This is a genomic window from Oceanisphaera psychrotolerans (assembly GCF_001870485.1).
GTDB classification, from domain to species: Bacteria; Pseudomonadota; Gammaproteobacteria; order Enterobacterales; family Aeromonadaceae; genus Oceanimonas; species Oceanimonas psychrotolerans.
The window spans coordinates 160,724-178,870 of record NZ_MDKE01000022.1 but is presented as its reverse complement, the minus strand read 5'-3'; the positions used below and the strand labels follow the sequence as shown (position 1 = coordinate 178,870).

Genomic DNA, 18,147 nt, shown 5'->3' with positions numbered 1-18,147 from the left:
CCAAGAGCCGCCGGACGCCACAACACACTTTTATTGAAGGATAAACATAACCTTGGGTTATCCAAGCGATAACCATGAAAAAATAAAATAAAAAAAGCCTGCGCTAGGCAGGCTTGAAATGAAACGTTATAAACAGGGATATATTTTTACCTGGAGACCAACCCTTGGCCAACCCAAATGACAAATTCCAAACAGAAAGCAATAGCGCTGAGATATTTAACTTTGAAAAATAATATGTCAGACCGAATGAAACAACGAATGATGTTTTCTTCACACAAGTGATAACGACAGGTTATTTATTTTCACTCTGTTTGTTCCACTCCTGTGGTCGGGACTGAGATCCGTTCGTCGTCCATACAGCCGAGTATCCAGTCTCTGAACCGACAGAACACCTCGTTATTGACCTTGCTCTCGGGATAGGTGAGATAGTGCCGCTTCTCCCGGAACACCACTTCCTGCGCGACCGGCCGGATCAGTAGCCCCTGATCCACCAACGGTGCCACCAGGTGATGCCAGCCCAGGGACACGCCCTGATTATTGAGTACCATCTGTATCAGCATGTTGTAATCATTGGCATTGAACAGATGCTTGTCGTCCCTGGAGCGGGTTTCCAGGTTGATATTGAAAAAGGAGAACCAGACGCTCCAGTCCACGTGCTCCGCAACCTGTGCCCTGCCGTAGGGACTCAGATTCAGCAACACGGTGTCACGCAGGCCCGCCAGGCTGGCAATGGCCGGGTTATCCCGCAGAAATTCAGGGGTACAGACTGGATAGATAAGGTCATAAAACAGAGGGGTCGAGTGGTAGCCCTCCCGCGGATCCGTGACCTTGTTGATAAACACATCGGGATGCACGCCGGGTTCCATCTGCAGGAAGTTACCGGTGGTCACCACATTGATATCGATATCCGGGTTATCGGCAAAAAAATCCGGCAGACGCCGCGATAGCCAGAGTCCGGAAAACGCCGGTGAACAGCAGATGGTCAGAGCCTGCTTGCCGCTCTTGGTGCTCTGGATACGTTCGGCCGCCTGGGCAATATTCACAAATGACAGGTAGGCCGCATCGTAAAAGATGGTACCGGCTTCGGTCAGCTCGACCGAACGTCCGGTGCGCTTGAACAGCTCCACTTCCAGGTGTGCTTCAAGTTCGCGGATCTGGCGGCTAATCGCCGCTTGCGTCACGCACAGTGCCTCGGCCGCCCGGGTAAAGCTCAGATATTTGGCCGCGGCCACAAAGGATCTGACCGCCCTCAACGAGGGCATTCTGACCAAGATTTTGTCCGGTTCTACAAGCTTAACCATAATATTTTGTTTTCAATTCCCTTGATAAAAAGTCGTTTCACCCAATCATGCGACGAATATAAAATCGATGCAGGTTCTAAAACTCGACCGGGACAAGTGCAAGGGTCGGGTCTGTCGTCAACACCGATGATACACCACGAGTGGTGATACCCAATCGATTAACTGAGCACCGCAAACACCGAAGATAACGTCGGAGTCTACACGGTACGACCGGCATCACAAGTGTCACTGCACCACAACAAGGATTAGCCGTAATGGAAATCAAGATGATGGCCAACAAATCTGAAACGCTGGAACTGATCAGGCAACGCAAACCCCGCCACAGCCTGAGTCGTGCGCTCTACCATGATGCCGGTGTCTATCAGCAGGATCTCGAGCAGATCTGGTACAAGGAATGGATTTTTGCCGGGCATAGCTTCGAGATTCCCAAGGCAGGCAATTACCTGACCCTGCAGATTGGCAGTTATCCGGTGGTGATCGTACGGGACAATAACGGCGATGTCCGCGCCTTCCATAACAGCTGCCGCCACCGGGGTTCGCGCCTCTGTACCGGCGACAAGGGCAAGGTTGCCAAACTGGTCTGCCCCTATCACCGCTGGACCTATGATCTGGACGGCAAGCTCCGGTTTGCCGCCAATATGGGCGATCAGTTCAACCCCGACGAACACGGCCTGTTGCCGGTCCACTGTGAAGTGGTCAACAGCTACATCTATGTCTGTGTTGCACAGGATGCGCCCGATTTTGAACCCTTCCGCCGAGATGTATCTCCCTTTATCGCCCCGCACAATCTGGAAGACTGCAAGGTAGCTTTTGAGTCTAACCTGATTGAAAAAGGCAACTGGAAGCTGGTCTTTGAAAACAACCGTGAATGCTACCATTGCGACGGTAGCCACCCCGAGCTGCTCAATTCCTTTCTGGAGAACCTGTCTGTCGCGGGGGTGGCCGGCGCCGATGATCCCGAACTGCTGGCACACTGGGAGCGCTGTGAAAAAGCGGGACTGCCCAGCCGCCTGGTGATGGACCCCAACGGCCGGTACCGGATGACGCGTATTCCGCTGTTCAAGAACGCCGTCAGCTATACCATGAACGGCAAACCCGCCGTCAACGGCAGGCTGGACAATACCGACGAGCAGAATATCGGTGCCCTGCTGTATTTCAACTATCCCTCCACCTGGAACCATTTTCTGGGGGATCATGCACTGAGTTTCCGAATTCTGCCGCTGGGTCCGGGCGAAACTCTGGTTACCACAAAATGGCTGGTACACAAGGATGCACAGGAAGGCGTCGATTATGACCTGGACAACCTGACCAAGGTGTGGCTGGCCACCAACGATCAGGATCGTCAGCTGGTGGAAGAATCCTTCCTGGGAATTGGCTCGCCATCCTATATTCCCGGCCCCTATTCGGATATTGCAGAAAACGGCGTCTGCCAGTTCGTCGACTGGTACTGCGACACCATGCAAAAGAAACTGAGCGACTGATCCCGGCCGTAATCCGGCAAGGCGTCCCCAGGTCATGGCCTGGGGGCGTATTCACGCCATATACCCCGTATCAAACCCGCTTTCAGTAATGACTCTCCCCTCCCTGCTCTGAGCACTCACCTTCGCGTCTCCCTTGCCCGCTCAGCATTTGCTCCACCAACCTCAACGCTCAGGGTAACTCAGCCGTTCTTGCCACCGGTGATTTTCCCCCCAGACTGTGCTGTCCCGGCACCCGGAAACCATCCCGGACAATAACTTATGGTTATGGTTTACACCCACCAAACATAGTTAGACGGCTCTGACCAAAACCAATAGATTAATTGTTACAAACAAAAAATAAATTCTCGGTAGCGCTTATGCACCGGTTTCATTAAAGGAAGGGTTGTTAAACCTGTTGTTTATTTTTCGACATTCGATGTCTCTGTATTTTGGTAATGACCGGATAAAGATACAGTTCAAACAGAAAGGATATATACAAATTGTCTGCAGCCAGCATTAACCCTGCCGCTCGATGCAACGGTTGATTAATACAGAGGGGCAGACAATAGGAATAGCGTTAATCATTGCCGTTGAAAGTGGTACCGGCAATCAACACAGGGAATGTAAAAATTATGGCTGTAACGACAGAGTCACGAGAAATACTCTCGATCAAAAATGTCTATAAAGTATTTGGCGCCAAGCCTGAACTTGCAATGGACATGCTCAACCAGGGTGCCAGCAAAGACGAGATATTTGAAAAAACCGGTCAGGCGGTCGGCGTATTTGATGCCAGTTTTTCTGTTAACCGGGGGGAGATATTTGTCATCATGGGCCTGTCCGGCTCGGGTAAATCCACCATGGTGCGGCTGCTTAACCGCCTGATCGAACCTACCTCCGGTACCATCCGGCTCAATGGCCGCGAGATCACCGGCCTGTCGGATACCGAGCTGTTGCAGGTCCGGCGCAAGGACATGAGCATGGTGTTCCAGTCCTTCGCCTGATGCCCCACATGACGGTACTGGAAAATGCAGCCTTCGGTCTGTCGGTATCCGGCGTCGGCGAACAGGAACGCCATGCCCGGGCCGCCGATGCCCTGGCCCAGGTTGGCTTGGGGGAACATGGCGCCAGCTATCCGCATCAACTGTCCGGCGGCATGCAGCAACGGGTCGGACTGGCCCGTGCCCTGGCCAATGATCCCACCATTTTGCTGATGGACGAGGCCTTTTCGGCGCTGGATCCGCTGATCCGCCACGAGATGCAGGGTGAATTGATCCGCCTGCAGCGAGAGCAGGAACGCACCATCATCTTTATCTCTCACGACCTGGAAGAAGCCATCCGCATCGGCGACCGAATCGCCATCATGGAAGGCGGTCGCGTGGTGCAGATCGGCACGCCAAAAGAAATACTGCGCAACCCGGCGGATGATTACGTGGCCACCTTCTTCAAGGGTGTAGACGTGTCAAAGGTACTCAAGGCCGGCGACATTGCCGAAAAACACAGCGACCACCTGATCACCGTCAATGGCAACGTGCACCCTTTCACCAACGCTGCCGGCACCCCCTACGGCTACCTGATCAATGAGCAGGGCCTGTTGCAGGGGGTGATTTCCACCAAAGACTACGATGGCCGCGCACCGGATTTGCAGACTCTGCTGGCATTGCGCATCGACGATCACCACAGCATCTACAACGATACCCCCCTGCACGAGGTTCTGGATACCGTGGCCACCACTCCCTACCCAATACCGGTAGTAGGCAAGGACGGCCTGTTCCACGGCACCATATCCAGAAGTCGCCTGCTGCAAACCCTGAGTCACAGCTAATTCACACTGTCACCACTATCACATGAAGGGGTATCCCGATGTCAGATTTCAGCCTGTTAGATCCGTTTCAATATTTAAATGTCCCGCTGGGTGAATGGGTAGAGAGCATCCTGAATTACCTGGTACAGAATTTTCGCAGTGTGTTCCGCAGCATACGCTGGCCGATAGACCAGGTACTTGACGGTATCGAGTTTGTCCTGCAATCGATCCCGCCCCTGATCGGCATCATCCTTTCCTCCCTGCTCGGCTGGCAGCTGGCGGGGAAAAGAATGGGCCTGTTCTGTGCCGTCACTTTGTTCTGCCTGGGTCTTATCGGGGTCTGGTCGGAGTCCATGACCACGCTGTCGCTGGTGCTGACGTCGGTGTTTTTCTGTGTACTGTTCGGTATTCCACTGGGCATCCTCTGCTCCCGCAGTGACCGCCTCGAGCGTATCGTGCGCCCCGTGCTGGATGCCATGCAGACCCTGCCCGCCTTCGTTTATCTGGTGCCGGTGGTCATGCTGTTCGGTATCGGCAACGTGCCCGGTGTGCTGGTCACCATCGTCTTTGCCCTGCCGCCGCTGGTGAGGCTGACCAATCTGGGAATCCGTCAGGTACCGTCCGACAAGGTCGAAGCGGGCCGCGCCTTCGGCTGCACCCCGCGTCAGATGCTGTTCCGGATCCAGTTACCGCTGGCCACTCCCACCATCATGGCTGGCCTCAACCAGACCCTGATGCTGTCTTTGTCGATGGTGGTGATTGCCTCCATGATTTCGGTCGGCGGCCTCGGCCAGATGGTGCTGCGCGGTATCGGTCGCCTAGACATGGGTCTGGCCACCGTCGGGGGCGTCGGCCTGGTACTGCTGGCCATTTTCCTCGACCGTCTGACCCAGGCCATGGGCAAACGCTCCGAGAGCAGCAATACCCAGCACTGGTACGAGAGCGGACCGGCCGGGTTCTGCGTCCGCCTTTACCGCAGCCTGCCGGGCAAGCAGCATTCACCCAGAACCACCCCCTGAACCACCCGCAAGGCAAGACCGCAACAACCATCATATGGAGTATGAGAAGATGAAAATAGAATTCGCGCAACTGTCAAGGAAAGCACTGCAACTGACCACAGCCTCGTTGTTCACCCTGTCTCTCGCTGGCGGGGCCTTCGCCGCCAGCGAGCCGGGTGAAGGGGTGACGGTCACCCCCATCTTCCCGAGCATCGCCGAGGAGCGCTTCCGGGGTGAAATCGCCATGGCTGGCCTGAAAGAACTGGGCTACAACGTGGAAGAGCCCAAGGAGACCGAATATGCCGCTCTGATGCTGGCGCTGTCGTATGGTGACGCCGATTTCAGTGTGCATCCCTGGGAAGTACTGCACGACAGCTTCTACCAGAAGGCCGGCGGTGACGAGACCATGATCCAGGCCGGCAGTATCATCCCCGGCGTATTGCAGGGCTACCTGATCGATAAAAAAACCGCCGATGCCTATGACATCCGCTCCCTGGAAGATCTGAAAAAGCCGGAAATCGCCAGGTTGTTCGATACCAATGGCGATGGCAAGGCCGATCTGACCGGCTGTAACCCGGGCTGGGGATGCGAACTGGTGATCAATCACCACATGAAGGCCTACGGACTGGAGGATCACGTCAACAACAACCAGGGCTCATACTTTGCCCTGATGGCAGACACCATTGCCCGCTATCAGGCCGGCCAGCCCGTGCTCTACTTCACTTGGGTACCCCAGTGGATCGCCGGTGTGCTGGTCGAGGGCAAGGATGTGGAATGGCTGGAAGTCCCCTTCACCAGCCTGCCCGGTGGCAATGAGGGCGTAAACACCATGCATGAAGGCAAGAACCTGGGCTTTGCCATCGACCGGGTAATGGCGGTGATGAACCGTGAATTCGCCGAAGAAAACCCGGTCGCGAAAACCTTTTTGTCCCAGGTACAAATCACCACCGCCGACGAAAGCGCCCAGAATCTGAAGATGCAGGATGGCGAAAAATCGGTCGAGGACATCAAGCGTCATGCCCAGGAGTGGATTACCGCCAACCGCGGCAAGTTCGACGGCTGGCTGGAGCAAGCCCGGGCAGTGGCCAACTGACACCAGATAACAGTCCACGGTAATTGCTTTCTCCCACAGATGGGAACAGGTGCCCAGTCGGGCACCTTTTTTATTACAGACTCACAAAGGATAGTGACCATGTCTTTATATCAGTTTGTAAAGGAACTGACCTTTGCCGAAATACCCGAGCATACCCGCTATCTGGTCAGCACCGCATTGCTGGACATTCTGGGTGTCGCGGCCGGGGCCAGGCAGAATCACACCACCGAGTGCGTGAAAAACTATGCCCTCGCCCACTATCAGCCTTCACGGCTGAGCAGCCGGTTGCTGTTTGACGGACGCCCGGCCCATCCCTTGGGAGCGGCCTGGGTCGGCGGCTTCACCATCGACAGCCTGGATGCCCACGAAGGCCACTTTACCTCCAAGGGCCATGCCGGCGCGACTGTAGTCCCCGCCCTGCTGGCGCTGGTCGATGCCTGCCGTGAGCAGGGACGCACCATCAGCGGCACCGAATTTCTGGCGGCGGTGGCCATCGCCTACGAAACCGGCCTGCGAGCCGGTGTGGCACTGATGGACACGGCCGCCGAATACCATGCCTCCGGTGCCTTTTCCGGCATCGGCGTGGTCTGCGGCGGTACCCGCCTGCTGGGGCTGGATGAAGAACAGTTTCTGCATGCGCTGGGCATCGCCGAGTACTTTGGCCCCCGCTGTCCCATGATGCGGCTGGTAGACTTCCCCTCCATGCTGCGCGACGCCCACGGTGCCGGCGCCTATGCCGGACTGAACGCCCTGCTGATGGCCCAGGCCGGGATCACCGGTGCCCCGGCAGAAACCGTCGAGATGGATCGGATCCGGCATTGCTGGCAGGATCTGGGGCAACGCTGGGAAATCGATGCCCAGTACTTCAAGCCCTGGCCGGTCTGCCGCTGGGCCCAGCCGGCACTGACCGCCGCCACCGCCCTGCTGGCCGCCCATCCCGAGCTCGATAGCAAGGCCATCGAGCAGATACGGGTGGAGACCTTCCATGAGTCGGTACGTCTGCAGGGACACTTCCCGGCCAATGCGGATGAAGCCCAGTACGGGCTGGCCTTTCCCCTGGCGGCCCTGATCAGCCGTGGTCAGGTGGGGCCGAACGAGGTGACCGGCAGCGCCATTCATGCAGAAGATATACTGGCGGTCAGTCGCCGCATCGAGATTGTCGAAGCCGACGATCTGTCGGCCCGCTTCCCCCGGGAAATTCTGTCGCGGGTCAGCATTCGGCTCAAGGACGGCAGCCTGCTGGAAAGCCCGATCACCCCCGCCAAGGGCGACCCGGAAACCGCCATGACCCGGGAGGAGTTCAGGACCAAGTTTGTTCAGCTGGCATCGGTCAATTTCAGCCCGGAACGCATAGAGGCCATCATGGCGGCGGTCGACAACCTGGAGCAGGCCGCCGATTGCAGCGTCTTACTCGATCAGGTATTGAGCGCGTAAACATCCCGTTCGTTATTTGAAAAAAGCCACCGAACGCATGGCAATCAGTTCCGGTGGCATGATGCCAAAGCGGAGGATTCTGCTTGTGACAGTCAGATCCTGTCCTGATAACAGAAGGAGGCTGTATCGTGATCTTGAAAAATAAAATAACGGTCATTACCGGTGGTGTTGGCCAGGTTTTGGGTCGCTTGTTTACCCGAGAAGGTGCCCGGATCATGAAATAATGTTCGGGAAACACAAGGTAACACCACGAATAATTCCCTGAATAATGGTTCCTGGTGTTTCCCTAATGCCACTCATAACCAAAACTAACCAAAAACGATAAGATTATATCGATTGACCCCGCTCCCTCCTCCCCCTAGCCTCATCAACTGGGTAATAAATGGTTAACTCCACATCACGTGCAACGCACAGAAAATTATCATTCGGACGGAGCCAAACATTGTATTGCCGCCATCACGATGATGCTGGACAAGGGTAATCGCAAAAAGCGGAAACAGGAGTAATCACCATGGCGTCCACCAGTGCGGCAAGTCCGGGCAACAGGCATTTTTTTATTGAAGGTATCAAGGAATTGCTGCCCATGGTACCGGGCGTGCTTCCCTTTGGCCTGATTGCCGGAGCCAACGGCACCAGCCTGGGATTTACGCCCGAAATGACCCTGGGCATGACCCTGCTGTTTTTCGCCGGCTCCGCCCAGCTTGCCGCCTATCAGCTGATTCAGGATCAGGCATTGCCGGCGATTGTCGTGTTTACCGCCCTCATGGTGAACATTCGCTTTTTTATTTACAGCGCGGCCTTTGCGCCCCTGCTGCACGACATGAAAACCCGACACAAGTGGCCCCTTGCCTATCTGCTGAGCGATCAGGCCTACGGCCTGTGCGCATCGCGTTTTTCACCCCAGGATAATGGCCATGAAAAACTTTATTACTACATAGGTGCCGCACTGGCATTGTGGGTAAGCTGGGTAGCCTCCGTCGGCCTCGGCCTGCTGGTGGGAGAACAAATTCCGGCCGAGTGGTCGCTGGAATTCGCCATCCCCCTGGCATTTCTCGCCATGCTGGTGGCCAATATTCGCGACAAGGCCTCCCTGATAACAGCATTCTGCTCGGCCCTGCTGGCGATCAGTCTGAGCTGGCTACCCTACAATCTGGGATTTATTACCGCCATCATCGGCGGCACCACCCTTGGCCTGATGGCCAGCACATTTTTCTTCAGAAAATGGAGCTGTACCGATGAATGAAACCACCCTGTGGACCATCTTTATCGCAGTTGGCATCGGTACCTTTCTTATCCGGTTGTCGTTTATTCAGCTTCATGGCAAGGGCATGATAAGACTGGACAACTACAAGAAAGCCCTGCATCTGCTTGCACCCGCCGTGCTGGCGGCGCTGTCGATTCCGGCCATTGTGCAACAAAACAAAACACCGGAGGTAATGGCCAGTCTGCCGGCACTGGCTGCCGCCCTGGCCACCGCCATACTGGCCTGGCGTTTCAGGGGGGTATTCTGGCCACTGTGTCTCGGCATGATCATCTTCTGGTCTCTGAAATATTACGGCCTGTAAACGCCCTCTTGGGGCATTCACACACCGCTCACTCACGCCGTTGAGCCGCCGCAGCCTTTTCTCGCAGCCCGAAAAGTCGCCCTTCGGCCAGGCCCACTCATTACCAAAACTCACCGAAACCGATAAGTATTAATCGATTGAGCCCCTAACCTTCTCACCCTACTCTTGTTGCCTTGTTAAGAGCTGGTTAACAACCAGCTTCCCCTACATCACGAGCGACGCAGAGGGAGGAATTATGCGTGCTACATCCGGGATTCTGAAAGGATTGAATCCGACCGTGACCATCGCATCCAAGGTGCTGGTGATCGGCTTTGTATTGTTCTGTGCCATCCTGGCCAACCAGGCAGGGCAATACTTCGAAGCCATCTCCGGCATTCTGCTGCAAAACGTAAAGTGGTTTTATCTGGGACTGGTCACCCTGATGGTCGGCTTTCTGCTGTACCTGATGATCAGCCGCTACGGCCATATCCGCCTGGGCAAGGACGATGAAAAGCCCGAGTTCAGCTATCTGTCCTGGGTATCCATGCTGTTCTCTGGCGGCATGGGCATCGGCCTGATTTTCTGGTCGGTGGCCGAACCCATGTGGCTCTATGCCGGCAATCCCTTCACCGCAGGACTAAGCAATGAGTCGGCCAGTATGGCGATGCAACTGGCCTTCTTTCACTGGGGCCTGCACCCTTGGTCGGTATTCATCATCGTCGCCCTGGCACTATCCTATTTCTCCTACCGCAAAGGGTTGCCCTTCACCCTCAGATCCATCCTGTATCCACTGATCGGCAACCGGATCTACGGCCCCATCGGCCATACGGTGGATATCCTCTCCGTGGCCATCACCGCCTTCGGCATTTCCCAGTCTCTGGGAATGGGGGTTATCCAGATCAACTCCGGCCTGAACCAGGTGTTTGGCGTGAACATCGGTTTCGGCGTGCAACTGCTGATCATAGTGGTACTGTGCACCTGCGCCGTGGCCTCGGTGCTGTCGGGGGTGGGTCGGGGCATCCGCCGGCTGTCCGAGTGGAACATGCTGCTGTCGCTGCTTCTGGTGCTGATCGTGTTGTACGTCGGCCCGACCCGCTACCTGCTCAACACCCTGTTGGAAAGCACCGGCAACTATGCCCAGAACATCGTTGGCATGAGCCTGTGGAGCGATGCCCAGGCCGACTCAGGCTGGCAGAATTCATGGACCGCCTACTACTGGCCCTGGTGGATGCTCTGGGCGCCCTTCGTCGGCATGTTCGTGGCCCGTATTTCCAGGGGGCGTACCATCCGTGAACTGATTGGCGGTGCCCTGATCGTGCCCACCCTGATCACCTTTCTGTGGATATCGGTGTTTGGTGGCGCGGCGCTGAAAGTGGAGCAGGATGCCCGTCTCGCCTTCGAACAACAGGCGGCGGTACTGGCCGAATCAGGTCAGGCGCCGCAGGACGCCTTTGCCGGCGGCCCCGTACTGACCGCCACCAAGGACGACACCACCCGGGCACTGTTCACCCTGTTCGACAACCTGGACGGCGGCGCCCTGGGCAAGCTGCTGAGCGTACTGGCCTGTGTGCTGCTGGCCACCTACTTCATCACCTCGGCCGACTCCGGCACCCTGGTGCTCTGCACCCTGGACGCCGCCGGTGCCAGCGAGCCACCGACCATGATCCGGGTGCTGTGGGGCCTGCTCATCGCCGCCATTGCCGCCATGCTGCTGTATGCGGGCGGGCTGAAGGCGATGCAGGCCGCCTCCATCATCGCCGGCTTTCCCATCGCCATCTTTATTGCGGTGATGAGCCTGACCCTGTTCCACAGCATCCGTCGCGAGCCACAACCTTGGGCCATGCTGCCGGAGCATGTGCGGCCCGAACCCAACCGGCTGGATGACCCCGAGACAGAGGCTGAGCCACAGGAACGGTGGCAAGCCGCCCCTCTGTCCGGCCAATAATCAACATGTACAAAAAGGCCAGGTTAATCAACCTGGCCTCGATATCCGGCTTGAACTGGAATATTACAGCACGGCAATGACTTCTTCAGTCGCCAGACGAGCCTTGGGACGACCGTGGTTATAGTCTTCCCCATCTTTGTGGTAACCCATCGCCAGGGCTACTTCGCATACATAACCGTCCAGTTCCTCCTTGAAGATTTCACCGATCAGATCAGGATCAACGCCTTCCATCGTGGTCGAATCAATCCCCAGACGAGCCAGTACGTGCAGTGTGTTGCCCAGAGCCAGGTAGGTCTGAGATTTTGTCCAGCTGCCATTGAAGCCGTTTTCATCGGTGTTGGCTTCTGCGAATGCGTAAGCCCCCATGAACGTATCGTACATCTCTGCCGGAAGGTGGCCGGAGCTGACCTCGGCATCGACTCTTTTACGGAACTTGTCTCGGGTAAAATTCGGATCATATGCAAACAGGATGGTATGTGACGCTTCTTTCGCATGCGGCTGGTTGAACTGATGCTTGTTGGCAAAAGTATCATGAAAGCGCTGCTTGGCTTCATCGCTCTCAATCACGATAAATTTCCAGGGCTGAGAGTTGATGGAAGACGCTGAAAGACGCAGGGCCTCCAATATGATCCCCATATCCTCTGGTGAGATACGTTTGGTTGTATCGTATTTTTTAGCAGTGTAGCGACTATTCAGATCTTTAATGATTTGATGGGACATCTTCACTCCGGAATATTGACTATTTAATTAATCATGGCGCTGCCATTAACTCGAATGACAAGTGGATCTCGCAGCATACATGGTGAAAAGGTGTTCAAGTTGCTTGAATCATCATTCCGCCAAAAAAGGATGACATAAAAGCTATTATCGAATGGCGTTATTATTCCTTGGTTACCATCACCTGATAATAATGACTTTCATTAATTCAATTTATAGAAAACATTGATAATTACACGGAGAGGCGCGTCCTTCCGGGCCTGCTCACCGGCCGCCTCCTGCCTCTGCTTCCGGTCCCGACACCGTGGCTACGGCAGCGTCTACCGTGAAGCCCCAGGGGAAAAACGCCCTCAGGCCAGGTCTGTCATGACATTCCAGCCCTTAACATGACAATTATAAAAATCATTCAAACCTGGCTAACTTAATCTTGATTACACATTTCCCGGTTGTTCGGGTCGCGTTGCGCCCATATAATTAATTGTGTTTCCTGCTGAATCTTTTAATGAAATAAATCATCCAACGTAATGTCTTGCACAAGCGAGCAGCCCCCTGCATCAATTAAAACCATAAGCAATGCATTCAACGACTTTATATCATGACCTTGTTAACTTCATCCGTAACGATGCGGCCATCGCCTACCTCCGCTCAATTATATAAGAAAGCTTAACTCTGAATCTTCATGAACACTATTTATCAACAGTTCACACTGTAATACATTGCCCTCATCCACATCGCGAATGCGATGCTTTTATCCAGATACCCGGAGACAGCGAGATGACAGCAGCAGCTTCTGTAACACCCCCCTTGTCGCTTAGCCCATTGCAGCAGGCCCGCGCGTTGGCGCTGCCTTCGCGAGACGCCATGCTGGCCCGCGCCCCATCGGTGCAGCACTTCTGGGACGACAACCGGCAATTGCTCAGCGACGCGTGGCAAGAGTGGGAGCAAACCGAGTTCAAGGGTGATTTCACCCTGGACGACTCCCTGCTCGATGCCCGGCTGCGTGAAGCGGTGCGGCAGGCGTGGCAAGATCCCACCAAGGAGCTGGCGGTCGCCGAGCTCTGGCAGGAAGTATCAACCGGCGTGTTTCAATGCCAGTTCTTTAACCCGGCCCGCCTGGCGGAGCTGCGTGATTACCTCGAGCAGGTGGCCGATGCGGGCATTCCGCTGCGCCCGCCCTACGGTATTGCGCTTAACCGCCATGGCGCCATGCTGGACGCGCGCTCCGAGGGCTACCTCGCCGCACCGGGTTTTCAGGCCCTCTACCGTGAGCTGATGGACACCTACATGCGCCCGATTTCGCGCCTGCTGTTCCCGGAGGTGATGGGCTACGACACCCAAACCTTTGGCTTTTCGATTCAGTATCAGCCGGGGATGGACACCTCGCTGCGCCTGCATACCGATGCCTCGGCGGCCACGCTCAACGTCAACCTGAACCTGCCGGGCGAGGCATTTGGCGGCTCTGAAGTGGACTTTTACGACGCCACCACAGGGCGGGTGAATCGCCTGGCCTTTACCCCGGGCATGGCCATGCTGCATCGCGGCAGTGTCGCCCACGCGGCGCAACCCATTACCAGCGGCAAGCGTACCAACCTGGTGACGTGGCTGTACGGCGAACATATGCAGATTCCTCAGCATCGCGTGCCATACACCGCCGGCAATGCCGTACAGCGCTGGCGTGTACCACAGGCACCAAGCGACGGGGTTGCGCCGTTCTAAGTACAAACCGGTGGTATAAGGCAAGCACTCCCGCTTTACGCAGCATCTGCCGGCAACCTGACAATAAAAAACGCCGCATTCGCCGGCGTTTTGCATTGTCTTCCCCAAGACAAAACCTTATTCATTTTACTTGCGCAATACGCCCTCTTCGACCAGCAGGTCGTAGATGGCCTTGGCGGCGGCCTGGGGATCATCGCGGATGATCTGGCCCTTGCCGCCCTGGGCCTTGGCGGTGGCCTGCTTGAAGCGGTCGGCGGCGGTCTTGGCAGTCGACACCTTGAGTCGCTTGGGCCTGGGTTTGGCCGGCGACAGGGTCCATTCGGTACGAGCCTGATCGACCTCGGTGGCCGGGGTCAGCCGTGCAATGTTGCCGCGTCTGGCCTTGGCAAAGGCGATTTGCCGGGGTTCGGCGGCGGCACTCTCCACACTGGCGACGAAAGGCAGCCTGACCTTGATGCGCCGGCGCTGGCCTCTGGGCAGCGCCTGCAGCAGGCTGGCTTCGTCGTTCTCGATACTCTCGATGGCGGCGATGCCGGTGACCAGGGGCCAGCCCATGCGCTCCGCCAGCAGGTAGGGCAACAGGCCGGAACCTTCGCCATACTCGGCCCGCACCCCGGTCAGCAAAATATCCGGCTGCTGCTCGCTCAGGTAGGGGTAAAGCACCGTCAGGGCATCGTCTTCCGCCGTCTGGTTCAGCACCGTCAGGCCGTCGATACCCATGCCCAGATAGTCCCGCAGGGCATCCTGGTCCGGATCACCGGCGTGAATGGCGCTCACCTTGCCGTTCAAAGACTGGGGCAGAGAAAGTGCCAGTTCCAGGGCGCAGGCGTCCTGATGGGCGCGACGCGCGCGCCCGGATACCGGATGCTGCCCCTGGGAAACCAGCACGGCAATATTCAGGGTTTCAGGCTGCATCACTCACCTCCTGGGGGGATTTGGCCTCGACCAGTTTCATCAGCTCGGCAAGAATGACGCTGCTGTCGCCGATGGTGGTCAGGCTGGCCCGCTTGACCATGTCACAGTCGGCATCCTGGTTGATGGCGACCACCTTTTCACACTTGCCGATGCCCTGCAGATGCTGCACGGCGCCGGAAATACCGACCGCGATATAGACCCGGGCGCTGACCCAGGTACCGGTCGCCCCCACCTGACGGCTGCGGGGCATGAAGCCGTCGTCCACCGCCACCCGGCTGGCCCCTTCCGAAGCTCCGAGCAGGGCCGCCGCCTGATGGAACTGATCCCAGTCGTGCACCCCGTTGCCGGCCGACAGAATGAACTCGGCTTCGGCCAGCGGAATTTCGGCGGGATCCACCGCTATCTGACCCAGATCCTCGAGTCGGGAACGGATGGGCGCCGACAGTTCCAGCTTCTGTTCCAGTTCGAGCGGGCTGGCTTCGTAGCGGTACTCGCCGCATGGCAGGGCACACTCTTCCAGCAACAGCATGATGCGGGACCAGGGCCGGCTGATATCCTGATTGCCGGCCCCGTTTCTGGCCAGCAGCCGGTCGCTTTCCAGCTTCCATACGCCGGTGGCCGGACGCTCGCCCAGGGTCACCCCCAGGCGACGACCCAGCTCGGCGGACTCGCCGCTGTCGGGCAGCAGCCAATACAGCGGCTGCAGGCGGTTTTCCACCTGGGCACACAACTGGCTCCAGGCCTCGGGTTGATAGCCTTCATATTCCGGCCCCTGCACCTGCAGCAGCCGATCGACACCGGCACCTTCCACGCTTTCCTTCAGTTCGCCACAGAGCACACCCAGTACCGCGGTCGGCTCCGTACGGGCCACGGCCAGCTGCTGGGCCTGGCCCAGCACATCCTTGCAGTGACTGGTCAGTCGGCCACCGCTGGTCTGCAGCCAGACCGCAATATACGCCTGAGGCTCCACCACCTGATGCAGCGGCAATACCAGCTGTTCGTTGCGTTTCTTGGACGACAGCTGGGTTACCCCGGCAACGCCGCCCATGTTCAGGCGGTCCAGCCGGCGCAGGCCGCTGGGGCCGTATTGCCACTGGGGCCGGGGGTTCTTGCGCAGCAGTCCGGTCGGACCTCGGCTCGGCTGGCCATTCAGCTCGCCGTGACGAGGATGAAGCCGGTTGCGCAGTATCCACTCCAGGCGTGGATCACGACGATTCAGATCAGACATGAGCAGCTTCCTCCTCTGGCTGTTGCTGCACCGCTTGCTGCACTGTTTGCTGCACGTCCGGCACGATCAGTGCCTCCAGCAGCAGCTCGGCAATATCCTTCACCTCGGGCCGCGGCTCCACCACCCCTTCCATCATATGGGTGCATTGCGGGCAGGCCACCGCCATCAACTCGGCGTTCACCGCCCTGGCGTCGTCCATGCGCATGTCGGCAATACGGCGCTCGCCCGGAATATCGGTGATCGGGGCACCGCCGCCGCCACCGCAACAGCGGGAACGGAAACCGCTGCGTTCCATCTCGGTGCGCTCGTATCCGAGCTGATCGATCAGGTAACGGGGCGCGTCATAAACGCCGTTGTACCGGCCCAGATAACAGGGATCGTGGTAGGTCATGCGCGCATTGCCGTTGGCACTGAACGCCAACTGCCCCTGCTGATGCAGTTCGGCCAGCAGCTCGGTGTGGTGCACGACTTGGTAGTCTCCGCCCAGTTCCGCATATTCGGTGCCCAGGCACTGCAAAGCATGGGGATCGGCGGTAACGATGCGGTTGAACCGGTACTTGCCCAGTGTCTTGATATTAGTTTTCGCCAGGCGCTGGAAGGTGGCTTCATCACCCAGCCGGCGGGCCAGATCACCCGAGTCCAGCTCCTCGTCACCGAGGAAGGCAAAGTTCACATCGGCGGCCTTGAGCAGCTTCACCAGGGCACGCAGGGTACGCTGGTTGCGCATGTCGAAGGCACCGTCACCGACCCAGAACAGAATATCGGTTTCCTGGGTCTGCTTGAGCAGAGGAATCGCCAGATCCGACGCCCAGTGGCTGCGGCTGGCCGGCGACAGACCGCCCGGGTTGTCGGTGGCAATCAGGTTTTCCAGCACTTCCTGGCCCTTGCCCGGGGTTTCACCGCGCTCCAGGGTCAGGTAACGGCGCATGTCCACCACCGCATCCACGTGCTCGATCATCATCGGGCACTCTTCCACACAGGCCCGGCAGGTGGTACAGGACCACAGGGTCTGGCTGTCGAGGATGCTTTCCACCAACGGCTTGTCGGGGCAGCCGGTGCGGGCGGCCTGCTCCTGGCCCGGATGGGCGCTGCCGCGATAGGTTACTTCCTCCTGGGCGGCCATGGAGATAACCATGTCCTGGATCAGCTTCTTTGGGTTGAGCGGCTGGCCGGCGGCAAAGGCCGGACACTTGCTTTCGCAACGACCGCACTGCACACAGGCATCGAAACCCAGCAGCTGGTTCCATTTAAAATCGGTCACCTTCTCCACGCCCAGCTTGTCGGCGTTCAGATCCAGCGCCTTGAGGCCGGTGTCACGACCACCGTCGAAACGGGCCGGACGACGATGAAAGGCCAGATGCAGGGCGCCGGCGAAGGCGTGCTTCATGGGGCCGCCCCAGGTCATGCCGAACACCATCTCGCCCAGGCCCCAGACACAGACGCCGAGCAGCAACAGGGCCAGCAACCCGCTGCCGGTGCCTGCGGGCAGGATGCCCGTGGCCGGCAAAGTGGCCAGGAAGAAACCAATGGAAAAGGCCATCAGGCTCTTGGGCAGGCGCTGCCAGGGTCCGCGTGACAGGCGGGAATGGGGTAGCTCACTGGCCGGTTTGCGGCGACGCAGCCACACAAAAGTCGCGCCGGTGGCCATCAGCAGCGAGGCACCCAGCAACGGCCAGGTCAGCCAGGCGGTCTTCAGACCAAAACCATGTACCAGCACCACCAGCACCAGCGCCAGCACAAAGCCGCCGCCGGTCGCCACGTGGGTGTTGGACATGTATTTGTCGCGGGCGACCACATGGTGCAGGTCAACCAGATAACGCCTCGGCATGGCGGCCAGTCCCTGCCAGAACGAAACCGGGCTTGACTGTCCCTGACGCCACAGGCGGACCCGCCGCAGTGCCCCGGCCACGGCCAGAGCGAAGGCGAGCAATAACAGATAGGGGATCACAGGCTCAAACATAGGGGCTTACCTCATGGCGCCGGAGCAGGCTCCGG

The 18,147-nt window shown here is 57.8% G+C and carries 15 protein-coding genes; 10 read left to right on the top strand and 5 right to left on the bottom strand.

What is annotated here, in order from left to right; genetic code table 11:
- Positions 1–302 precede the first annotated feature (302 nt).
- Entirely contained in the window at positions 303–1,262 is a 960-nt protein-coding gene (locus tag BFR47_RS09545) for a LysR family transcriptional regulator (RefSeq protein WP_245748872.1), read from the bottom strand.
- A 293-nt stretch (positions 1,263–1,555) separates the two neighbouring features.
- On the opposite strand from BFR47_RS09545, the gene BFR47_RS09540 reads away from it, so the two are divergent.
- The 9 genes from BFR47_RS09540 (at position 1,556) to BFR47_RS09505 (ending at position 11,576) form a co-directional block, all read left to right on the top strand.
- Entirely contained in the window at positions 1,556–2,782 is a 1,227-nt protein-coding gene (locus BFR47_RS09540) for an aromatic ring-hydroxylating oxygenase subunit alpha (protein ID WP_217645510.1), read from the top strand.
- Positions 2,783–3,474: 692 nt separating this feature from the next.
- A complete protein-coding gene (locus tag BFR47_RS19125; protein WP_281245960.1) occupies positions 3,475–3,762 on the top strand; it encodes an ATP-binding cassette domain-containing protein in 288 nt (95 codons plus the stop codon).
- A gap of 8 nt (positions 3,763–3,770) precedes the next feature.
- On the top strand, positions 3,771–4,583 hold the full coding sequence (locus BFR47_RS09535; RefSeq protein ID WP_281245959.1) for an ATP-binding cassette domain-containing protein: 813 nt from the start codon (positions 3,771–3,773) through the stop codon (positions 4,581–4,583).
- 38 nt (positions 4,584–4,621) lie between these two features.
- Positions 4,622–5,581: a glycine betaine/L-proline ABC transporter permease ProW gene (proW, locus tag BFR47_RS09530; RefSeq protein WP_071472846.1), complete on the top strand. Its 960-nt coding sequence runs from the start codon at positions 4,622–4,624 to the stop codon at positions 5,579–5,581.
- Between the two features lie 49 nt (positions 5,582–5,630).
- Complete coding sequence (gene proX / locus BFR47_RS09525) at positions 5,631–6,653, top strand: glycine betaine/L-proline ABC transporter substrate-binding protein ProX (RefSeq protein WP_083399076.1); 1,023 nt, start codon at positions 5,631–5,633, stop codon at positions 6,651–6,653.
- A 99-nt stretch (positions 6,654–6,752) separates the two neighbouring features.
- The gene (locus BFR47_RS09520) at positions 6,753–8,087 is read left to right on the top strand and encodes an MmgE/PrpD family protein (RefSeq protein WP_071472845.1); all 1,335 of its coding nucleotides are present in this window, start codon (positions 6,753–6,755) and stop codon (positions 8,085–8,087) included.
- Positions 8,088–8,598: 511 nt separating this feature from the next.
- Positions 8,599–9,330, top strand: a complete 732-nt coding sequence (locus tag BFR47_RS09515) for an AzlC family ABC transporter permease (RefSeq protein WP_071472844.1) — start codon at positions 8,599–8,601, stop codon at positions 9,328–9,330.
- Complete coding sequence (locus tag BFR47_RS09510) at positions 9,323–9,652, top strand: AzlD domain-containing protein (protein WP_071472843.1); 330 nt, start codon at positions 9,323–9,325, stop codon at positions 9,650–9,652. Before BFR47_RS09515 ends, BFR47_RS09510 begins: the two co-directional genes overlap by 8 nt.
- A gap of 235 nt (positions 9,653–9,887) precedes the next feature.
- A complete protein-coding gene (locus BFR47_RS09505; protein WP_071472842.1) occupies positions 9,888–11,576 on the top strand; it encodes a BCCT family transporter in 1,689 nt (562 codons plus the stop codon).
- Between the two features lie 63 nt (positions 11,577–11,639).
- On the opposite strand, the gene BFR47_RS09500 is transcribed toward BFR47_RS09505, so the two are convergent.
- Entirely contained in the window at positions 11,640–12,296 is a 657-nt protein-coding gene (locus tag BFR47_RS09500; RefSeq protein ID WP_071472841.1) for an NAD(P)H-dependent oxidoreductase, read from the bottom strand.
- Positions 12,297–13,067: 771 nt separating this feature from the next.
- On the opposite strand from BFR47_RS09500, the gene BFR47_RS09495 reads away from it, so the two are divergent.
- On the top strand, positions 13,068–14,009 hold the full coding sequence (locus BFR47_RS09495; protein WP_071472840.1) for a 2OG-Fe(II) oxygenase family protein: 942 nt from the start codon (positions 13,068–13,070) through the stop codon (positions 14,007–14,009).
- 126 nt (positions 14,010–14,135) lie between these two features.
- Here the strand turns inward: BFR47_RS09495 and etfB are convergent, their stop codons facing one another.
- The 3 genes from etfB to BFR47_RS09480 are packed head-to-tail and all read right to left on the bottom strand — an operon-like array spanning position 14,136 to position 18,112.
- Entirely contained in the window at positions 14,136–14,924 is a 789-nt protein-coding gene (etfB, locus tag BFR47_RS09490) for an electron transfer flavoprotein subunit beta (protein WP_071472839.1), read from the bottom strand.
- Positions 14,914–16,152 carry an electron transfer flavoprotein subunit alpha gene (gene etfA / locus BFR47_RS09485; RefSeq protein WP_071472838.1) on the bottom strand — a complete coding sequence of 413 codons (1,239 nt, stop codon included), beginning with the start codon at positions 16,150–16,152 and terminating at the stop codon, positions 14,914–14,916. Before etfA ends, etfB begins: the two co-directional genes overlap by 11 nt.
- Positions 16,145–18,112, bottom strand: coding sequence for a (Fe-S)-binding protein (locus BFR47_RS09480; protein ID WP_071472837.1), 1,968 nt, complete (start codon positions 18,110–18,112; stop codon positions 16,145–16,147). Before BFR47_RS09480 ends, etfA begins: the two co-directional genes overlap by 8 nt.
- Positions 18,113–18,147 lie beyond the last annotated feature (35 nt).

Bases quoted from the DNA above. Each gene is read 5' to 3' on its own strand.
- BFR47_RS09505 (WP_071472842.1), top strand. From the start codon at position 9,888: ATGCGTGCTACATCCGGGATTCTGAAAGGATTGAATCCGACCGTGACC.
- BFR47_RS09500 (WP_071472841.1), bottom strand. From the start codon at position 12,296: ATGTCCCATCAAATCATTAAAGATCTGAATAGTCGCTACACTGCTAAA.
- BFR47_RS09520 (WP_071472845.1), top strand. From the start codon at position 6,753: ATGTCTTTATATCAGTTTGTAAAGGAACTGACCTTTGCCGAAATACCC.
- BFR47_RS09515 (WP_071472844.1), top strand. From the start codon at position 8,599: ATGGCGTCCACCAGTGCGGCAAGTCCGGGCAACAGGCATTTTTTTATT.
- BFR47_RS09540 (WP_217645510.1), top strand. From the start codon at position 1,556: ATGGAAATCAAGATGATGGCCAACAAATCTGAAACGCTGGAACTGATC.
- BFR47_RS09545 (WP_245748872.1), bottom strand. From the start codon at position 1,262: ATGCCCTCGTTGAGGGCGGTCAGATCCTTTGTGGCCGCGGCCAAATAT.
- BFR47_RS19125 (WP_281245960.1), top strand. From the start codon at position 3,475: ATGGACATGCTCAACCAGGGTGCCAGCAAAGACGAGATATTTGAAAAA.
- proW (WP_071472846.1), top strand. From the start codon at position 4,622: ATGTCAGATTTCAGCCTGTTAGATCCGTTTCAATATTTAAATGTCCCG.
- BFR47_RS09495 (WP_071472840.1), top strand. From the start codon at position 13,068: ATGACAGCAGCAGCTTCTGTAACACCCCCCTTGTCGCTTAGCCCATTG.
- BFR47_RS09480 (WP_071472837.1), bottom strand. From the start codon at position 18,112: ATGTTTGAGCCTGTGATCCCCTATCTGTTATTGCTCGCCTTCGCTCTG.
- BFR47_RS09510 (WP_071472843.1), top strand. From the start codon at position 9,323: ATGAATGAAACCACCCTGTGGACCATCTTTATCGCAGTTGGCATCGGT.
- etfB (WP_071472839.1), bottom strand. From the start codon at position 14,924: ATGCAGCCTGAAACCCTGAATATTGCCGTGCTGGTTTCCCAGGGGCAG.
- BFR47_RS09535 (WP_281245959.1), top strand. From the start codon at position 3,771: ATGACGGTACTGGAAAATGCAGCCTTCGGTCTGTCGGTATCCGGCGTC.
- proX (WP_083399076.1), top strand. From the start codon at position 5,631: ATGAAAATAGAATTCGCGCAACTGTCAAGGAAAGCACTGCAACTGACC.
- etfA (WP_071472838.1), bottom strand. From the start codon at position 16,152: ATGTCTGATCTGAATCGTCGTGATCCACGCCTGGAGTGGATACTGCGC.